Origin of the sequence: Pseudomonas gingeri (assembly GCF_013385635.1) — a bacterium.
GTDB classification, from domain to species: domain Bacteria; phylum Pseudomonadota; class Gammaproteobacteria; order Pseudomonadales; family Pseudomonadaceae; genus Aquipseudomonas; species Aquipseudomonas gingeri_A.
On the sequence record NZ_JACAPR010000021.1, the window covers coordinates 175908 to 193745 of the forward strand.

Here is a 17838-nt window from a genome sequence, read left to right on the forward strand (position 1 = left end):
TCAGTCCTTCAATGGCACGACAGTAAAATCGAGTACTCGTTCGGGGCCTTCCAGACCGTGGCGCATCTCCTCGGGCCACCAGATCACCAGGCTGCGATCGGTGGAATCCGGCCGGCTGCACGCCAGGCCCGTACAACCGACAGGCGGCGGTGCGGTACTGCAACCGGCCAGCATGATCCCCAGCCCCGCCAGCGCGAGACAGACGAATTTGTTCATGGTTTCGCTCCCTTGAGCAGTGAAGCGCGGACCTGGGCATTACCCTGGGCAGCCTTGGGTTGGCGCAGGGCGATAAACACTTCGCTTTCCTCTCCCGGCTGCAGCCAGGCATGGGGCCAGGCTGCCACCCCGAGCACCCAGCGCCCACCGCAACCGCTCTCGTCGACACGCACCGGCTGGGTCCCGGTGTTGCGCGCCACCACCACCGCCACGCCCCAGGTCTTGTGGCCGTACCACTGGGCACGCTGGCGGTCGATGACCAGGCCGCCGCCGGAGTCGCAGAGACTGTCCGGCACGAACGGCAAGGCACCGCCGCTGCTGAAACCGCTCGGCTGCAGGCCGTCGAGCAACTGGGTAAACGTGTTCTGCACCTGGATCCGCGTCGGTTGCGCCTCGCTGCGGCGCTTGTCGATACGCTGGCCGGCGGCGTCGATATCGTCGGGATTGCCGTTCTCGACATAACGCGCCGGGTCGACCTGGTCGCCGATCAGCCGTGGCGTGAGGATGAACAACCGCTCGCGCTTGGTGGTGCGGTGACTGGTGGAGGTGAACAGCACTTTGCCGATCACCGGGATATCGCTGAGCCAGGGAATCCGGCTGATCTTGTCGTTGGACTCCAGGCCGTGAAAGCCGCCGACCACCAGCGAACCGCGCTCGGCAACGATCGCCTGGGTGCTGACATTGCCCTTGCGCACGCTGGGCTGGGTGACATTGAGCACCGACTGGTCGATCTGCCCGTCCTCGATATCGAGGATCAATTGCACCTGTGACTTGCCATTGCCGGTCAGCGAGCGCGGGATCACCTGCAGGCTGGTGCCGGCGGTGATCGGCTGGATGTCGGCGACCCGCTCGCCGGTGGCGGTGAGGTATTCGGTGCGGCTGAAGTCGATGACCGCCGGCTGGTTTTCCAGGGTCAGGATCGACGGGTTGCCCACCACCGTTGCCGCGCCCTTGGCTTCCAGGGCATGCACCGCCAGGGCGAAGCGGCCGGAGTTTTCCGCCGACAGGGTCGCTCCCGAATCCAGCAGCGAACCGCTGACATTGGTTCCGCCGGCCCAGACGTTCCAACTGCTGGACAGCTCGGCCAGGTCATCGCGGTTGATGTCGAGAATCACCGCGTCGATCTCGATCAGGTTGCGCGGCTGGTCGAGCTGCTTGACCAGTTCCTGATACAGGGCCTTGCGCTTGGGCAGATCGTAGATCAGCACGGCGTTGTTGCGCACATCGGCGCTGACGCGGATCCGCGACTTGCTGCCGCCCGGTGTTCCGCCGTGGGTGTTCTTGGCCCCGGCGGTGGTGTTGGCCAATACCCGGTCCAGGCCTTGCTGAAGACTGTCGCCATCCAGGCCGCCGAGCAGGGTCGACGAGGCACCGTAGGGATTGCCGCCTTGTCCGCCGCCCAGGCCCGCGCCCTGCAACAGGTTAGCGGCATTCACCGGCTCGCCGCGCGAGCGGCTTTCCAGCAGGTCCTGGAGAATGGTCGCCACGCCGGCCACCGTCAGTTGCTGGTCTCGGTAGCGGATGGTGCGGTCGGCGGCGTTGGCGTAACGCAACGGCAGCACCACGACGTCCTGCTTTTCGTCCGGGGTGTCGACCTTGCGGCTGTAGTCGCGGATCATCTCGACGTAGCGCGGCGGCCCGCTGACCAGCACCACGCCCTCGTCGGGCAAGGCCCCCCAGCCGAAACGCGGGTCGAGCAGGCCGACATCGGTCAGGGCACTCTTGAGGTCATCCGCCGCGTCCTGGGACACCTCGATGCGCGCCGAGGTCTGCTGGTCGGTCGGGCTGACATACAGGGTTTCGTTGTACACGAACCACTGGAAATGGTGCTCCTGCCCCAGTCGATCGAGAAAGGCCTGGGGACTGGCGGCGCGGATACGACCGTCGACCACGCCATCCAGCGGGCCCATTTCCAGGCCGATGCCGAACTCCCGGGCAAAGTCCTCCAGGGTCGTCGCCACATCGGCCTGCTTGGCATCATAGGCATACGCCGTGTGCTTCCACGCCGGCGGGACCACCGCCAGCGCCGAGGCACTGGCCCACATCAACAACCACGGTAACCACCAGGCAACCTTGCGCATTTCAGACTCCCGGCTGCCAGCTGTGAAGGGTCGGACGCCCGGAGGCGCTGGCCGCCAGGCTGTCGAGGGTGGTGCGCAACAGGCTGAGCATCGCCGCCCGTTGGTTGGCCAGGTTTTCCAGGCGTTCGAGCAGGCGCTGCGGCGGACACGGCAGCGCCTGCCAGCTGACCAGGACCAGGCAATGGCTGTCGGGGTCGATGGCCAGTGCCCCTTCGCAGTGACAGGCGACGCTGGCCGCGCCCTGGCCGAGGAGTGCCGTCACCCGTTCCGGGTCGGCCGCATCATAGGGATCCAGCACATCGATACTGCAGCGCACGCCGCCTTCGGTGGCGACGAGCCGGGCGTTCGCGTCATCGATCCAGCAGTCCAGCGGGGCGCCGGAAGGCTGCTCGCACCACTGGACGACGATCGCCGTGAAATCACTGTATTCCATCGATAATCGACTTTGTCAGGCCATGTTGGGCGCGCAGCCCTTCGCTCATCACCGAGGTCGCGGTGGCCATTTTCTGCGCGGCATCGGTAAACGCCATCATGTCCTCTACCGAACCACTTTCGGCAGCCGCCATGGCGGCATCGTCGGTGCCGGTCTGGTTGTGGGTAAACGAGTGATCGAGGCGATGCTGCAAGGCTTTGAAACTGATCATCGAGGTCGCTCCAGCGAGGTGATGCCTGTGAGTGGAGCAAAGCCGCCAGTGGGTTCCACTTTTTCCACAGGGGATAACGGCCAGGCGCACCCGCCGTCATTCACCGCGCAGCGCCAGGCAACGCACCAGGCCGGCCCAATCCAGCTCGAAGGTCCCGGTGTCACTGCTCAGGCGCAAGGCTTCGGGCCCGAGAAAGGCATCTTCGCGCAGCTGCCAGAGCTCCGCGAAGCGACTGCTCGCCAACCACGCCTGGACCTCGTCGAACAGTCCGGGAGAACAGCTCAGCACCGCGCTGACCGCCTCGCGCTGGCTGCCCGCCAGGTGGCCGACCAATGCCCGCACCCGCTCGGCGGGACCGGCTTCGCCGAACAGCCGGGTCATGGCGGCAACCAGCACGCTCTCCGCCGACACGACCACTTCCTGGTGCAGGGCCTCACGCTCGCGGTCGAGGGCCTGGAGAAAACCGTTGGCCTCGTCCCAGAACTGTCCCAGGGCCTGGTCAAGATAGCGCTGGCATTGTTCGCGGGCGTCCGCCAGCAGGCGCTCGGCCTCTTCCCGGGCCGCCGCCAGGACATCGGTGGCTTCCTGCGCCTGGGCCAGCTGTTCAAGGCGTACGATGGGCGAGTGCGGCAGCGCCGAGGCGCCGAGGGACAAGCGTCTGAGACTCAGCACAATGACGGGCTCCGGGGATGGTTCATGGTGTAGCGACCCGCCAGAGCACGGCGCGCCAGAGGGTATCGAGTTTCTGCCGTGGCAGGTCGGCCAGGGGTTCCAGCGACTCCCCCGGCGCCCAGGCCAGGCGCAAGCGTGACCAGAACGGCGCGCCCAGCCAGCTGGCGAGCAACACCCGCGCATCCACCGTCGGCTGATCGAGCCACAGGCCCGGGCGCAGGGCTTTCGCCAGGCTGCGGCACCATTGCCCGTGGCGTTCGGCAACCGTGGGCTGGTGCGGGAACGGTGCACAGCAGATGGAACGGGCAAGCAACAACGCCTGCTCGCGCTGCTCGGCGGTCAACGACAACCACAGGGCGACATCGGCATCGACGGGCGGCGGCTGACTGGGCATCACCCCCAGCGCCTCCAGCAGCTCGGCATGCCGGCTACCGGCCAGGGCCGACGCATGGCCGGTGTCCAGCCCGTGCGCCGCGAGGAGTTGCAAGCGCCAGCCCGGGTGGGCCCAGCGCCAGGTGCAACACCACCAGTTGATCCAGTCGAGTTCGTTCACAGCCGTGCAGGGTAGCCGGAAGTATTACGCCGCCCCGGACGCAAGCGTCCCAGCAGTGCCCGACGCCAGTCGCCCCGCAATGCCAGGACGATCAACAGCAACAGCAGCAACCCGCCGACCGGCGCCGCCAGCAGCGCCGAGTTCCAGAAACCCTGGTCACGGCTGTCCACCAGGAACGGTCCGAACGCCACCAGTTTCTGCTTGTCTTCGTACTCCACGGCAGGCACGAAGACGATGGCGAATTTTTTCGAGTTCAGGGTTTCCTGGGACATCCCGGGAATGCTGCTGGCGACCATCTGCTGGATGCGCCCGCGCACACTGTCCGGGTCCAGCGCCGAGGTGTGCTTGATGAATACCGCCGCCGAGGCCGGTTGCACCGGTTCGCCCGGCGCGATCCGCTCGGGCAGCACCACATGGACCCGGGCCACGACCACCCCGTCGATCTGCGACAGGGTCGACTCCAGTTCCTGGGACAAGGCGTAGATATAGCGCGCACGTTCTTCAAGTGGCGTGGAGATCACCCCTTCCTTCTTGAAGATTTCCCCCAGGCTGGTCCGTGTTCGCCGGGGCAGGCCTGCGGCATCTAGGATACGCACCGCGCGATTGATGTCGTGGCTGGAGACGATCACCGTCACGCCGACCTTCTCCGCCTGTTTGTGCGCCTCGATATGCTGGTCGGCCAGTTGCGCGATCACCTCGTTGGCATCCTGCTCCGACAAGCCGCCGAAGAGCTTGCTCTCATCACTGCAGCCGACGAGCAGCGACAGGCAAAACAACAGGAGCGGCCAGAGATACCTCACACGCGGTCCTATTGCAGGTTGGTGAGCTTGTCGAGTGCCTGGGCACCCTTGCTCACCACCTTGGTGGTCATCGCCATTTGCAGGGAGTACTGGGACAGGGAGCGGCTCATCTTGACCACGTCCATCGGGTCGGCCGAACCGGCGGCGACTTTCATCGCCCGCATGGCTTGCTCGGACAGGCGGCCCTGGGACTGCAGGCGGTCGGAGATGGCATTGACCATGCCGTCGGCCAGGTGCCCGGAGACCCCGTGGTCCTGGCGCATGGCGTTGCTGAACAGGTCGACATCCGCCTGCGCGGGCCCGGAAACCAGCCCTTGCTCATGGTCGACGGGCAAACCCTTGAAGGAGTGGATGGGGGCTAGGCTCACGGGACTTCTCCGGCAGACGATGTCGAATGGTGGAATAACGCAACAGCGACCCGGGCCTCAGCCCAGGTTGCTGGTCATCACGTCGAGGATGTTTTGCGCAGCCTGGGCAGCGGAGTTCTGCAGATCATGCTGCTGCAGATGATGCCCCAGGCCACCGCCACCGGACTGCAAGCCACTGGCCAGGCCCATGCCCATTTCCAGGCCCTGCTTGAAGATATCCATCGGATTCTTCGCGCCCAGCAACTTCTCCAACTGGTCTTCGAGGCTGTGCACGACCTTGGCCAGATCACCCCGTGGCGATGTCTGCTGGGGGCTACCCAGGCCGCCGTTGTCGGCAGGCTCCTGCTGCGGAGTACCAAGGCCGCCGTTGCCGGACAGGTCCTCTTGCGGGCCGCCAAGGCCGCCGCCATCGGACGCGCCCTGCGGGCTGCCCAGGCCACCGGCATTGGCCGGCTGGGTCGAGGCATCGCCGGCGTTATCGCCGCCGTCCAATTTCTGGGAAATCTGGTCGAGCGCGGCCCTGAATTTCGCCGTTTCACCCTTGTCGAGGTAGTTGTCCTCGTCCAGCTCCTTGCTCCATGAACCGGAATCGGGCGCACCGAACACCGCCTTGTTCTTGTCCATGTAGTCGGCGACCTGTTGCAGGATCGGCTTGTCGGCACTGGAGAATGTCGAGCCGTCGCCCTTGTCGGTCAGGGCGTGATCCAGGGACGCCTTGCCCAGGCCGCGCATGACCTGCGACAGCAGGTCAGGACCGCCTTTGCCGCCACCGATACCGGCGTCGGCGGCAGCACCGAAGTTGCTGCCCAGCTTGTCCTTGATAACTTCACCCAATGCTTTTTTAACCGCACCGATATCGCTATTGCCCGTTAATGCCGCCAGCGGATTATCTTTCTTTAGTTGCTGTTCAACCATCTTCCCCAACGGCGAATCGGTGGAAAGATGGCCTCCTGACATTAAGGCATTGCTTAACTTTTCGATAACGCCCTTGAGGGTCTGGGGCGAAGCGGAAGCGTCCGAAGTTGAAGCTGACGGAATGACAGTGCCTATCCGCCCGAATGCACCGGCAGAGCTGGAAACAGAATTTAGCATGGAAGAATCTCGCTAACGATCACAATGCCCCCTGAACAATCAGGGGGCCGGGGGATGATTAATAGCTGATGCCCTTGGCGGTTTGTGCCACGTTCGAGATTTCTTTGTTCGCGGCGTCAGTCTGAGCGGAGCTGATGGCCTGCAGGGTGTTGCGCTGCTCGGTCTGCATGGCCGCCTGGCCTTGCAACATGATATTGCGCGCGGACTGCTCGTCCTGCATCTGCATCATCTTCATTTGTGCGTCAGCGGCCTTGCCACCACCGGACATATCCGCCGCCGCTGACTGGTTCTGCGCGTTACCCTGGATAGAGTTGGCGGTTTCCTTGACAGAGTTGAAACCATTGACCGCCGAATTCACCATACCGCCGATACCTGGAAGTTTCATAATCTTCTACAACTCCTGATTGGTCACCCACGTCAGTGCGGGATATCCATGAGTGGAACCCCCAGCGATTTGAGTTCCATCTTTTTTTCCAGGCCGTCGTTCTTCAGGAAAATATCCAGGGTCTTGATCCGGTGGTACAGGGTCCGCCGCGGCACGCCCAGCTCCATGCTCACCGCGTCCACGGACTGCCCGTGGCGCTTGAGCGCCTCCTGGATCAACGTACGCTCGATCACTCGCATCTGCGCCTTGAGGGTCTGCCCCTCGACATCGTCCGGCGCATCGCCACCCAGCAACGGGAAGCCCAGTACAAAGCGCTTGGCCGCCGATTTCAGCTCGCGGATATTGCCCGGCCAGGAATGACTGAGCAGCATCTGCGCCAGCGAGGCGTTCAACGGCTTCTGGCCCCGGCCGAGATCGCGGGTGGCAGCACTGGCGAACTTGGAGAACAGCGGAATGATCTGGTCGCGGCGCTCACGCAACGCCGGCAACTGGATGGTCAGGACATTGAGGCGAAAGTACAGGTCGCGGCGAAACAACCCGTCTTCGACCATTTTCCCCAGGGGCCGCTGCGCCGAAGCGATCACGCACAGATCCAGCGGAATCACGGTGGTCGACCCCAGGCGCTCGATGGCTCGCACTTCGAGCACACGCAACAGCTTGGCCTGAAGGCTCAGCGGCATGCTGTCGATCTCGTCGAGGTAGAGAGTGCCGCCCTGGGCCGCCTCGATGTAGCCCATGCGCGACCGGCTGGCGCCGGTAAAGGCGCCGCTGACCACACCGAACAATTCGCTCTCGGCCAGGGATTCGGGAATCGCCGCGCAGTTCATCGCCACAAAGGGACCATTGCGCCCGGAAAGCCCGTGGATACGCTGGGCCAGGGTGTCCTTGCCCGTGCCTGTCTCACCCGAGAGCAACAGATCGATGCCCAGTTGAGACGTACTTTGCGCAATGATCTTTATATTGGGAATCTCCTTCTCGGAGTCAAGCTCACAATCAAAGCAATCGTACACACCCATCTACGATCTCCAGATCGGTCCGCTCAATTAAATTCCCCGCCAGGCAGGGCCGTCGCTTCCTTTGTAACCACCTGGTGACATTTCCATCACACCGGCAGCTGTTGCGAACAGAACCCCGCACTCGGAACAAGTTACCGAGCAGAAAAATCCATTATGTTTTTATTTTCCACAACGCCAAAAAAACATCAGAACAGGCTTTAAGTGCCCAAAATTTGGCAAGCCGCTTATTTAAGACAACATGATTGCCCTATACTTGAAACAGAACCGACGAGTACTGATATTCAGCGAATTCGTTTTCCGCTAACACCATTCGAAACTCGGATCTATTAACAAAGTATTAAAACAAGAACGCGCGCACAAAAAATTCTGACTGGTCCTTTTTGAACATTTCGTACAGACGTTTGAAAGGCCACCTTATCATTCACGCTCCATTTACCGATAAAGATCGGCATCACACGATAACAGAGGCCAGCCGAGCATGCTGGTGCCCGGTAGTGGGCGAAAGAATACATTCGTACTTATGCCTGTCAACCGTAATCTTAAATTAACAGATCCCAGTGCGAGTTATTCTCTTCTTGCCCCGTTTTCGAACACCGAAGTTCAAATACCGGGCAACGGACAAAATACTGGTGAAACCCCGGGCAATGTCAAAGCACTGGCATTACAAACTTTAGAGTGCCAGCACTAAAGATACCATCGCGTCGATCCGGGAAGTGCCATGGGGATTTTTTATGGAACCCATTTCACCTGGCGAACCACTCATCTGCGAGCAAGCCGGTTTTCCCATCGGCGAGGCCACCACCACCCAAGCCCGCCCCATCATGCGCCGGCACCAAGGTACGCGCGTGATGCCCGGAGAACAAGAAACATGGCCATCGAGAACTACCGGCAACTGGTCGACGAGATCTGCCGACTGAGCCTTATCCCGCCCACCGCCGTGCTATACGAGAACACTCGACTGACGGTCAGGGACGTGGACTTTTCCCTGCACTACGTGGACGCCCCCGGCCCAGGAAACGTGGTGCTTCACGGTGATTTCGGGCCATTGCCGGCACGTCGGCGCGAGGCGGTCCTGCTGCGCCTGCTCGAGACCAATTTCTATCTGTTCGACGGTCGCTACAGCAGCAGTTTTTCCCACAACGAACAGACCGGACGGGTCCTGTTGAACAGCTCCCTGGCCCTGGCGGACACCTCGGCAACGCACCTGCTGGGCCTGATGGGACACTTCGCCGAATACGCCCAGGCCTGGCGCCAGACCGGTTTTCTCAACGATGACAGCGACCAGGACAACCGCCCGCAAACACTGCCGGGGCGCTCCACCACCCTGGCCACAGGCCGCCTGACATCCGGCGCGAGGGCCCTATGAGCAGCATTTACGGTCCATCCTCAAGCACTGTCCACCGCCCTTTGGAGCCTCGGCCAGAGGCGATTGCCGAGGCACCGGTGGATGCGGCGAACAGCAACGACATCCCCCTCGCCCGGCTCTCGTCCAACCGCCAGGCGCCTCCCGCCCTGGCACCCGCGGGTGATACGCGGCAGCCCAGCGCCACGCTGAAAACCTATTCGGAGCAACTGCGCCCGTCGCCGTCCCTGGCCCGCCAGGCCCAGACCCTGGCGCACGCCCTGCACACGGGTAAGCCGGTATTGGACAATCTGGACCAGTGCCAGGCGCGGATGATCCTGGAAGGCAAATACCTCGAAGAACATCCCCGGGCCGCGTTCCCGATCATCAACGCCCAGCTGTTTCCCGAGCGCGACGAGCAAGGCCGTTTCCTGCTCCCCGATGCCCTGGCCGACAGTGCGCGGGACACCCGCCTGCAACTGCACAAGGCCCTTGGCGAACTCGGCAAGAACCCCGGCGCGCCGGACCTGGCGGCGTACGGCCAGGTTCTGGAACAGGCGATCACACAACAGACCGAGCTGTTTGCCGGCAAGGCCGCGCAATACGCCGAAGTGCTCGCCCGGCCCGGTCTGCCCGAGGCCGACCGCGCCCAGGTACTGCGCAGCGAACAGGCCTTTGCCCGCCACGCCGCGCAGGTGGCCAACGAAATCCCCCAGGCCCTGAAACAAGCGCAGAGCAAGGCCCAGGCCACGGTCGACGCACTGCGCCACCTGAACCAGCCCGCCGCTGAGTGGGAAGGCATCAACCAGCAGCTCAAGGAACTGGTGAAACAGACCAGCCAGAATGGCGACTTCAAGGACGCCCTGGACAACGCCCGCCTGCCCGTAACCCTCGCCGACCTACATCAGGCCAACGACGGCTGGGCCGCGACCACCAAGGCCTTTGTCGCCGGTGCGGTGCCGCAGATGCTCGCGTCCGGCCTGGCCTTCGGCTTCGCCCGGGCCGCCGTCGAGGCGGCGATTCCGGACAATCTGCCGGTGCAGTTGTTCGCCACCGGCGCGGTGATGGCCGCCGCCCACGAAGTGGGCACCAACCTGCTCAAGCCCATGGGCCAGGAACTGGTCGGCGGCTGGAGCCTGGCACCGGTCAAGGCCAGTGAAGTGATCCCCAACCCCAACCCGCGCATCAGCATCGGCGGGGTGATCCAGGCCCCGGACGCCGAAGCGAAGGCACAGGCCAAGACCGCGGTCGAGACACTGCGCGGCCAGCACAAGAATGCCCAGCAGGCCAACAAGAACGGTACCGGCCTCGGTGAACTGCAGGCCTATGGCTCCTTCGCCACGGCCCAGGCCATTCGCCGCGGCCTCGGCTTCGCCGCCCCGCAACTGCACGTCAACAATGTCGGCCCGCGGACACTCGCCTCGATGGGCGGCGGCGTGCTGATGGGCGGTGTGCAATCGAGCATGCAACTGCGCAGCACGGCCACCGACGAGCGGGGCCGCGAGCTGCCCACCCACACCTTCAAACAGGTCGACAAACCACTTTCACAACGCCTGGCCAAAGCCGCCGGCGACGCGGTACTGGCCAGTAATCCAAGCGATACCGAGGTGCGCCAGAGCTTGCTGAGCAAGACGTTCGGCTCCTATCTGGGACTGGGTTCGGCAGCCCTGGTCGGCGCCGCCGGGCGTGCGGTCGGCGCTGCCGGCCCGGCACAGAAATTCGGCCAGGTGATGCTCGCCGCCATGGGCTCGCCGGCCTTGCTGATTCCGGCCTACGCCAGCTTCCAGTCCGGCCCGGAATCCAAGGCCCACAGCGCCGCACTCAAGGCCAGGGCGGACAGCCAGGCCTTGCCGGGAGCGCCCGCTGAATCGACCGCGAGCGCCTTCCCGCGGACACGCTCGGCCGTGCAGAACATCCTCGATCCCGACCGGGCCGACCTGGCCCACGGCACGCTGCCGGGCACCGCCGGACGCGTCGCCGAGAACACCTTCCACCGGGTGCGTGGCGGCCTGCAGGTGGCCTCGCAGGTACCGACCGAACTGATCGAAAACGCCCCGCAACTGATCAAGACCGCCCCTGCGGCACTGGCCGGCCTGAAGAACAGCGTCCAGCAGGCCTTTGCCGCGACACCGGCAACCACCGAGGAGAGCGACGACCCACAACCGCCGGGTGCCTATCCAGCCACCTGAACATCGACAAGCAACCTCTGGACATAGCCGCCGCCGACCCGCTTAAGGGGGACAGCGGCGGCTATTTCGTTTCGGGCACCTAGCCCGACCCCCGGCAACCCCACGAAAAAACTATGGAAGGCATTAGTTAATACAATGAGCACCGCCCCGAAACGGCAACATTATCGTGCCATCATTGAAACATCCCGTAATACCCACTTTCACTTGGCGCAGTCCAGGAGCCGGTTGTCATGCTGTTGAGGAATCTGAAGATCCCTGTCCGCTCCGCCCTCAGCTTCGCCGTCATCACTGCGCTGCTGATCGTGCTGGGACTGGTGTCCCTGTGGAACATGAGCGCCATCCGCACCCTGGCGGCCCAACTCGAGGAACGCTCGATGGCCAGCGTCATCGCCGCCGACCGGGTCAACTCGACCGCCTTGAAGCTGCTGCTGGAAAGTCGTCGGCTGATCGCCCAGTCCAATGCGTCGACCAAGGACGCCACCATCGAGAACATCCGCGCGTTTCGCACCACCCTGCTCGGCCAGTTGCAGGACTACAGCGCCTATATCAGCGACGAGCACGAGCAACAGTTGTTCAAGGTGGTCAGCGACGGTATCCAGCGCCTGACCCGGCTGGCCGACAGCTGCATCGATTTCAGCCAGAAAGGTCAGTACGCCGAAGGCGCGTTGCTGCTGGACGAACAGGTGCCGCTGAACAAGCTGATGCAACAGGCCATCGACCAACTGGTGCAGTTGAATATCGACAAGGCCAGGCAGTCCGGGCTCGACTCGGCGCACACCTACAACGTCAGCCTCGACTTCACCATTGCCATGATCATCTTCGCCTCGCTGGCCACCCTGGTCCTGGCGTACTGTTTCACCCGCAGTATCACCGTGCCGTTGAAATATGCCCTGTCGATCAACGATACGATTGCCCGTGGCGACCTGCGCAGCGAGATCGTGATCGAGGGCAAGGACGAACTGTCGGCCCTGCTCCAATCGGCCCGTACCATGCAGGGCAACCTGCGCGATACGATCCGCCTGATCGGTGACTCGTCGACCCAACTGGCCTCGGCGGCGGAAGAAATGAGCGCGGTGACCGGCGAATCCAGCCGCGGCCTGCAACGGCAGAACCAGGAGATCGAACAGGCCGCCACGGCGGTGAACCAGATGACCGTGGCGGTCAACGATGTGGCACGCAATGCCGCCTCGGCCTCGACGGCGGCGCGCTCCTCCGGCGAGTCGAGCCAGACCGGTTCGGACCGGGTCATGCACACCGTCGTCGCCATCGAGAAATTGAGTTCGACAGTGCAGAACACCAGCGCTGATGTGCAGCAACTGGCGACGCAATCGCAGGACATCAGCCAGGTCCTGGAGGTGATTCGCACCATTGCCGAACAGACCAACCTGCTGGCCCTGAACGCCGCTATCGAGGCGGCGCGGGCCGGCGAACAGGGTCGCGGTTTTGCCGTGGTCGCCGATGAAGTCCGCGCCCTGGCCGGGCGCACGCAGCAATCGACCGGGGAAATCGCGCAGATCATCGAGCGCATCCGCCAGGGCACCGAGCAGGTGACCCGGGCCATGCAGGACAGCTGCGAGGAAGCCCGGGACACCTTGCGCATCGCCCATGAGGCCGGCGCGGCACTGACGGAGATCGCCGGCGCCATCGGCCAGATCAACGACATGAACCTGCGCATTGCCGCCGGTTCCGAAGAACAGGCCGAAGTGGCGCGCACCGTGGACCGCAACCTGAGCAGTATCCGCGACCTGTCGATGCACAGCGCCAGCGGTGCCCAGCAGACTTCGGTGGCGAGTGCCGAGTTGTCGCGCCTGGCGGCGGACATGCACGGGCTGGTGGCACGTTTCTCGATCTGAGCCACGTATCGGACTGTGTACGCAGTACCCCGCCATACACTGAGGCACGTTGTCGAATGTCGCTTCGGCCAATGTCCCGCTGCCGAATTCAGCCACGTCAACCCGCAGCAACTGGCAAAAGGCGGTTCTGATCGATTGCTGGAGCGGCGCGTGGCCGAAGGCGGTTCTGATCGGTTGCTGGAACGTCGCATGGCGGCCGGCGATGCGGATCATCACGCTGATCGCAGTGCTTGAAACCTGCAATGCCCTGAACGGTTTCTCAAGAAAAAGCCCCGATCATTCGACCGGGGCTTTTTCATTTTCGACCGAAACACACGCCTTCACGCCGAAGCACACATTGATCGTTCCCACGGTCCCCGTGGACATGCAGCCCGTGATGCTCCGCGTCACAAGAGCGGACGCGGAGCGTCCGGAGAGGCGTTACCACGCGGAGCGTGGGAACGATCGGTACAACCCTGCCGGGCTCAGCCGGCGCCGCTCGCTGGCGCAGCACCCCTGGCCTCCTGCAGCAAGGTCTGGATCACCTGCTCCTGCTCGTCATAACGGCCCTCGCCGAAATGGCTGTAGCGCACCTGCCCCTTGGCATCGATCAGGTAGTGGGCCGGCCAGTACTGGTTGTCGAAGGCGCGCCAGATCTTGTAGTCGTTGTCGATGGCCACCGGGTAGCCGATACCGAGCTTGACGACCTGCTGGCGCACATTGCCGATGATCTTCTCGAAGGCGTACTCAGGCGTATGCACGCCGATCACCACCAGCCCGTCCTTCTCGTACTTCTTCGCCCAGCCGTTCACATACGGCAGGGTGTGCAGGCAATTGATGCAGTCGAAGGTCCAGAAGTCCACCAGCACCACCTTGCCGCGCAGGGACTCGCGATCCAGCGGCGGTGAGTTCAGCCACTCCACCGCACCCGCCAGCGACGGCATCGCGCCCTTGGACTCCAGGTCGACCGCCGTGGCGGCATTGGCCTTGCTGATCACATAGTCGATGGCCCGGGGAATCTGCTTCAGCAGGTTCTGCTCCACCGTGGCGGCGCCCTGGGAAGAGGTGCCCGCCAGTAGCGTGTTATCCGCGCCGGTGGAGATCACCACGGCCGACAACAGCACCGCCACGCCAGCGCCACGCCGCAGCCAGCCGGTCAGCGGAATCGACGGCCGGAGCCGGTTGACCAGGCCGCGACCGGCAAAGATCAGCGTGCCCAGGGACAACGCACTGCCCAGCCCATAGGCCAGCAGCAACAGGCTGGTCTGCGCATTAGCGCCTTGCAGCATCGCGCTGGTGAGAATGACGCCCAGGATCGGCCCCGCACACGGCGCCCACAGCAATCCCGTGGCGACACCGACCAGCACGGAAGCCAAAGGCCCGGACAACTGGCGAGCCGCCGGATCGATGCGATTGCCCAGCATGACGAATGGCCGTGACAGCCAGGCACCGGCGCGGGCGGAAATCAACGACAGGGCGAACAGCGCCATCACCACCAGGGCAATCTGGCGTCCGGCATTGTTGGCCTCGATCACCCACTCGCTGCTGACCACCGCCAGGCTGGAGACCAGCGCGAAGGTCAACACCATGCCGAGCAGCGTCAGCAGGACCGACGCGCGCGAACGGTCCGCGCGGGCGAATAGAAAGGGTACAACCGGCAGGATACAAGGGCTGAGGACCGTCAGTATCCCGCCCAGAAAAGCGATAAGCAGCATGGCGTCACCCGATAGAGGCGAGCGTGAAACCGGTTGTCGTGGAAGCCGATTTCACGCGTGGACGAAGAGAATCACAAACAGGACGGCCGGGGATCAATTGCCCTGGTCGCAGTCCGCGAACTTGCGGTAGTCGAAGGTGCCCTGCTGGCCGCGGGAGTCCAGGTAGGTCATATGAGCGTTGACCACACCACAATTGCCGGTGCCGTCGGTGACGACCGACAGCACGTGCTGGATATCCGGCTTGGCGCTGGCAGAGTGAGCAGAGGCCTGGGCCGGTGCGACAACGGCCAGGATGCTCAGGGCGCTGAAGAGGCCGGCAGTGCAGAGGGCCTTCAGTTTCATGGGGATTTCCTCAAGGTTGGATTCAATAGGTTGGCGACAGTGATGCCTGTCTCCCTGGAACCTATTGAATGCCCTTGAGGTATCTCCAATGTGTTCGCGAGCCGGGTCGCAGAAGTAAGCACGTATCGCGGGCGGGCCCAGATACATTGCAATACATATCTACCTGGCGTTGATCGTTCCCATGCTCTGCGTCGGAACGATCGATATCGGCCGGCCTCAGAACAACCCGAGCTGGCCGCCGATCAGGGTGCTGAAATCGTCCTGCACGAACGGCAGGATCGCATCCGCCACCGGTTGCAGTTGCCGGGTGATGTAGTGGTCGTAGTCGATCGGTGCCCGCCTGACTTCCAGCGGCTCCGGCCCGGCCAGGCTGATCACGTAGCTGATCCAGCCACCGCTCTGGTACTGCCGTGGGCGGCCCTGGGCATCGTTGTATTCATCGGCCAGCCGCGCCGCCCGCACATGGGGCGGGACATTGCGCTGATAGTCGCCCAGTTGCCGGCGCAGGCGCTTACGGTACACCAGCAGCGGGTCCAGCTCGCCTGCCAGGGTACGCCGCACATAGTCGCGCACATAGTCCTGGTAGGGCTGGCGATTGAAGATGCGCAGGTACAGTTCCTGCTGGAACTCCTGGGCCAGCGGCGACCAGTCGCTGCGTACGGTTTCCAGGCCCTTGTAGACCATCTCCTCGGTGCCGTCGGCCCGCGTGACCAGCCCGGCATAACGCTTCTTGCTGCCCTCTTCGGCACCGCGGATGGTCGGCATCAGGAAGCGGCTGAAGTGGGTTTCGAACTGCAGTTCCAGGGCGCTGGTCAGGCCGTGCTCCTGGTGCAACTGCTCGCGCCACCAGTCATTGACCCCGGTCACCAGCGAGCGGCCGATCCGCGCGGCGTCTTCCTGGTCATGGGCGCGCTTGAGCCAGACGAAGGTCGAGTCGGTGTCGCCATAGATCACCGTGTAGCCCTGGGCCTCGATCAGTTGCCGGGTGCGGCGCATGATCTCGTGCCCGCGCAAGGTGATCGAAGAAGCCAGCCGGGTATCGAAGAAGCGGCAGCCGCTGGAGCCGAGCACGCCGTAGAAGGCGTTCATGATGATCTTCAACGCCTGGGACAGCGGTGCGTTGTGCTCGCGCTTGGCCGCCTCGCGCCCCTGCCAGACCGTCTCGACGATCGCCGGCAGGCAATGCCGCGTGCGGGAAAACCGCGCGCCGCGAAAACCCGCCACCGACTCGCTGTCCTCGGGATGGCGCAGGCCCTCGATCAGGCCTACCGGGTCGATCAGGAACGTGCGGATGATCGACGGGTAGAGGCTCTTGTAGTCCAGCACCAGCACCGACTCATACAGGCCGGGTCGCGAATCCATGACAAACCCGCCGGGGCTGGCCTCGGGCGTACGTTCGCCGAGGTTGGGCGCAACGAAGCCCTGGCGATGCATCAACGGCAGGTACAGGTGGGTGAAAGCCGCCACCGAACCACCACTGCGGTCGGTCGGCAGCCCGGTGACGGTGGCACGTTCGAGCAGGAAGGTGAGCAACTGGGTCTTGTCGAAAATTCGTGTCACCAGCTCGCAGTCCTTGAGGTTGTAGCGCGCCAGGGCGGGCTTGTCCTCGGCGAACATACGGTCGATCTCGTCCATGCGCTGGTAGGGGTTGTCGATCGACTTGCCTTCGCCCAGCAGGTTCTGCGCCACGTATTCGAGGCTGAACGAAGGAAAACTCCAGGTTGCCGAACGCAGGGCCTCGATACCGTCGATGATCAGGCGCCCGGCGGCGGCCGCGAAATAGTGGGTGTTGCGCGCGCCGTTATCGCGCCAGCCCATGACATCGCCGCCGCGCCCCAGGCGTAGCGGCACCTTCAGGCGCTGGGCATGTTCATGCAGGACCCGCAGATCGAACTGCACCAGGTTCCAGCCGATGATCGCGTCGGGATCGTGGCGGGCCAGCCAGTCGTTCAGCGCTTCGAGCAATTCGCCACGGCTCTGGCGGTAGTCGAGCTTGAAATCCAGCTCGCCGGCCTCGCCGTTTTCCGGGCCGAGCATGTACACCTGGCGCTCGCCGCAACCTTCCAGGGCGATGGAATACAGGTCGCCCTGCATGGTCGTCTCGATATCCAGGGACACCAGGCGCAACCGTGGCCGATAGTCCGGCGCCGGCTTCATCTGCGTGTCGAGCAACGGTCCGTCACTGTTCGCGGTGCCGCCGAACAGCACCGGTGCGGTGATAAAGCGCTCCATCAGGTAACGCTCGGGCGGGCGGATATCGGCTTCGTAGACATCCACGCCGGCCGAACGCAGCAGTTTCTCGATATTTATCAACTGCCGGTGCTGCTGGCAGTAGACGCCGAGCACCGGGCGATGATGAAAATCCAGCAGCTCCAGCGGACGCAACTCGACGCCGCGTTCGTTGCGCAACAGGGCTTCGGCGCGTTCGCGCTGGGCGGCGGGGATAAAGGCGACCGAGGGTTGCGGTGGCAGGCGCACCTGGCGCGGCCCGTCATCGGTCGCCAGCCAGAACTCGACCTGCGTCCCTGCGGGGGTGTCGCGCCAATGCCGGGTCAGGACAAAACCCTGCTGTAGATCCACCACCGCTACCT

At 63.8% G+C, this 17838-nt stretch carries 17 protein-coding genes; 3 read left to right on the top strand and 14 right to left on the bottom strand.

Features of this window, described 5'->3' with window-relative positions; genetic code table 11:
- The 11 genes from hrpT to HX851_RS25190 all read right to left on the bottom strand — a co-directional run bounded on the left by hrpT (position 1) and on the right by HX851_RS25190 (position 7827).
- The gene (gene hrpT / locus HX851_RS25140; protein WP_177059415.1) at positions 1 to 216 is read right to left on the bottom strand and encodes an HrpT family type III secretion system protein; all 216 of its coding nucleotides are present in this window, start codon (positions 214 to 216) and stop codon (positions 1 to 3) included.
- Positions 213 to 2297, bottom strand: a complete 2085-nt coding sequence (gene sctC / locus HX851_RS25145) for a type III secretion system outer membrane ring subunit SctC (protein WP_177059417.1) — start codon at positions 2295 to 2297, stop codon at positions 213 to 215. The genes hrpT and sctC overlap by 4 nt, the downstream gene beginning before the upstream one ends.
- A 1-nt stretch (position 2298) precedes the next feature.
- Complete coding sequence (locus HX851_RS25150; RefSeq protein WP_177059419.1) at positions 2299 to 2730, bottom strand: type III secretion protein; 432 nt, start codon at positions 2728 to 2730, stop codon at positions 2299 to 2301.
- On the bottom strand, positions 2717 to 2941 hold the full coding sequence (locus tag HX851_RS25155; protein ID WP_017126704.1) for a hypothetical protein: 225 nt from the start codon (positions 2939 to 2941) through the stop codon (positions 2717 to 2719). The genes HX851_RS25150 and HX851_RS25155 overlap by 14 nt, the downstream gene beginning before the upstream one ends.
- A gap of 96 nt (positions 2942 to 3037) precedes the next feature.
- A complete protein-coding gene (sctL, locus tag HX851_RS25160) occupies positions 3038 to 3613 on the bottom strand; it encodes a type III secretion system stator protein SctL (RefSeq protein WP_369680902.1) in 576 nt (191 codons plus the stop codon).
- Between the two features lie 22 nt (positions 3614 to 3635).
- Positions 3636 to 4166, bottom strand: a complete 531-nt coding sequence (locus tag HX851_RS25165) for a type III secretion protein (RefSeq protein WP_177065481.1) — start codon at positions 4164 to 4166, stop codon at positions 3636 to 3638.
- Complete coding sequence (gene sctJ / locus HX851_RS25170; protein WP_177065483.1) at positions 4163 to 4966, bottom strand: type III secretion system inner membrane ring lipoprotein SctJ; 804 nt, start codon at positions 4964 to 4966, stop codon at positions 4163 to 4165. The genes HX851_RS25165 and sctJ overlap by 4 nt, the downstream gene beginning before the upstream one ends.
- Positions 4967 to 4974: 8 nt before the next feature.
- On the bottom strand, positions 4975 to 5229 hold the full coding sequence (gene sctI, locus HX851_RS25175; RefSeq protein WP_244861881.1) for a type III secretion system inner rod subunit SctI: 255 nt from the start codon (positions 5227 to 5229) through the stop codon (positions 4975 to 4977).
- A 162-nt stretch (positions 5230 to 5391) separates the two neighbouring features.
- The gene (locus HX851_RS25180) at positions 5392 to 6426 is read right to left on the bottom strand and encodes a hypothetical protein (RefSeq protein WP_177059440.1); all 1035 of its coding nucleotides are present in this window, start codon (positions 6424 to 6426) and stop codon (positions 5392 to 5394) included.
- A 58-nt stretch (positions 6427 to 6484) separates the two neighbouring features.
- Positions 6485 to 6811 carry a type III secretion system major pilin HrpA gene (locus HX851_RS25185; RefSeq protein WP_177059442.1) on the bottom strand — a complete coding sequence of 109 codons (327 nt, stop codon included), beginning with the start codon at positions 6809 to 6811 and terminating at the stop codon, positions 6485 to 6487.
- 32 nt (positions 6812 to 6843) lie between these two features.
- Positions 6844 to 7827, bottom strand: coding sequence for a sigma 54-interacting transcriptional regulator (locus HX851_RS25190; RefSeq protein ID WP_177059451.1), 984 nt, complete (start codon positions 7825 to 7827; stop codon positions 6844 to 6846).
- An 868-nt stretch (positions 7828 to 8695) separates the two neighbouring features.
- Between HX851_RS25190 and HX851_RS25195 the strand changes: the two genes are divergently transcribed.
- The 3 genes from HX851_RS25195 (at position 8696) to HX851_RS25205 (ending at position 13211) form a co-directional block, all read left to right on the top strand.
- Positions 8696 to 9193, top strand: coding sequence for a CesT family type III secretion system chaperone (locus HX851_RS25195; protein ID WP_177065486.1), 498 nt, complete (start codon positions 8696 to 8698; stop codon positions 9191 to 9193).
- A complete protein-coding gene (locus tag HX851_RS25200; protein WP_177065488.1) occupies positions 9190 to 11358 on the top strand; it encodes a hypothetical protein in 2169 nt (722 codons plus the stop codon). Before HX851_RS25195 ends, HX851_RS25200 begins: the two co-directional genes overlap by 4 nt.
- Positions 11359 to 11588: 230 nt before the next feature.
- Entirely contained in the window at positions 11589 to 13211 is a 1623-nt protein-coding gene (locus tag HX851_RS25205) for a methyl-accepting chemotaxis protein (RefSeq protein ID WP_256262463.1), read from the top strand.
- A 464-nt stretch (positions 13212 to 13675) separates the two neighbouring features.
- On the opposite strand, the gene HX851_RS25210 is transcribed toward HX851_RS25205, so the two are convergent.
- The 3 genes from HX851_RS25210 to HX851_RS25220 all read right to left on the bottom strand — a co-directional run bounded on the left by HX851_RS25210 (position 13676) and on the right by HX851_RS25220 (position 17827).
- Entirely contained in the window at positions 13676 to 14905 is a 1230-nt protein-coding gene (locus HX851_RS25210; protein WP_177065489.1) for a cytochrome c biogenesis protein DipZ, read from the bottom strand.
- Positions 14906 to 14998: 93 nt separating this feature from the next.
- Positions 14999 to 15247, bottom strand: a complete 249-nt coding sequence (locus tag HX851_RS25215) for a DUF2790 domain-containing protein (RefSeq protein ID WP_177059459.1) — start codon at positions 15245 to 15247, stop codon at positions 14999 to 15001.
- A 216-nt stretch (positions 15248 to 15463) separates the two neighbouring features.
- Positions 15464 to 17827 carry a DNA polymerase II gene (locus HX851_RS25220; RefSeq protein WP_177059461.1) on the bottom strand — a complete coding sequence of 788 codons (2364 nt, stop codon included), beginning with the start codon at positions 17825 to 17827 and terminating at the stop codon, positions 15464 to 15466.
- Between the last annotated feature and the right edge of the window lie 11 nt (positions 17828 to 17838).

Bases quoted from the DNA above. Each gene is read 5' to 3' on its own strand.
- sctC (WP_177059417.1), bottom strand. From the start codon at position 2,297: ATGCGCAAGGTTGCCTGGTGGTTACCGTGGTTGTTGATGTGGGCCAGT.
- HX851_RS25150 (WP_177059419.1), bottom strand. From the start codon at position 2,730: ATGGAATACAGTGATTTCACGGCGATCGTCGTCCAGTGGTGCGAGCAG.
- HX851_RS25185 (WP_177059442.1), bottom strand. From the start codon at position 6,811: ATGAAACTTCCAGGTATCGGCGGTATGGTGAATTCGGCGGTCAATGGT.
- HX851_RS25215 (WP_177059459.1), bottom strand. From the start codon at position 15,247: ATGAAACTGAAGGCCCTCTGCACTGCCGGCCTCTTCAGCGCCCTGAGC.
- HX851_RS25195 (WP_177065486.1), top strand. From the start codon at position 8,696: ATGGCCATCGAGAACTACCGGCAACTGGTCGACGAGATCTGCCGACTG.
- HX851_RS25205 (WP_256262463.1), top strand. From the start codon at position 11,589: ATGCTGTTGAGGAATCTGAAGATCCCTGTCCGCTCCGCCCTCAGCTTC.
- HX851_RS25200 (WP_177065488.1), top strand. From the start codon at position 9,190: ATGAGCAGCATTTACGGTCCATCCTCAAGCACTGTCCACCGCCCTTTG.
- hrpT (WP_177059415.1), bottom strand. From the start codon at position 216: ATGAACAAATTCGTCTGTCTCGCGCTGGCGGGGCTGGGGATCATGCTG.
- HX851_RS25190 (WP_177059451.1), bottom strand. From the start codon at position 7,827: ATGGGTGTGTACGATTGCTTTGATTGTGAGCTTGACTCCGAGAAGGAG.
- sctI (WP_244861881.1), bottom strand. From the start codon at position 5,229: ATGCGCCAGGACCACGGGGTCTCCGGGCACCTGGCCGACGGCATGGTC.
- HX851_RS25180 (WP_177059440.1), bottom strand. From the start codon at position 6,426: ATGCTAAATTCTGTTTCCAGCTCTGCCGGTGCATTCGGGCGGATAGGC.
- HX851_RS25155 (WP_017126704.1), bottom strand. From the start codon at position 2,941: ATGATCAGTTTCAAAGCCTTGCAGCATCGCCTCGATCACTCGTTTACC.
- HX851_RS25210 (WP_177065489.1), bottom strand. From the start codon at position 14,905: ATGCTGCTTATCGCTTTTCTGGGCGGGATACTGACGGTCCTCAGCCCT.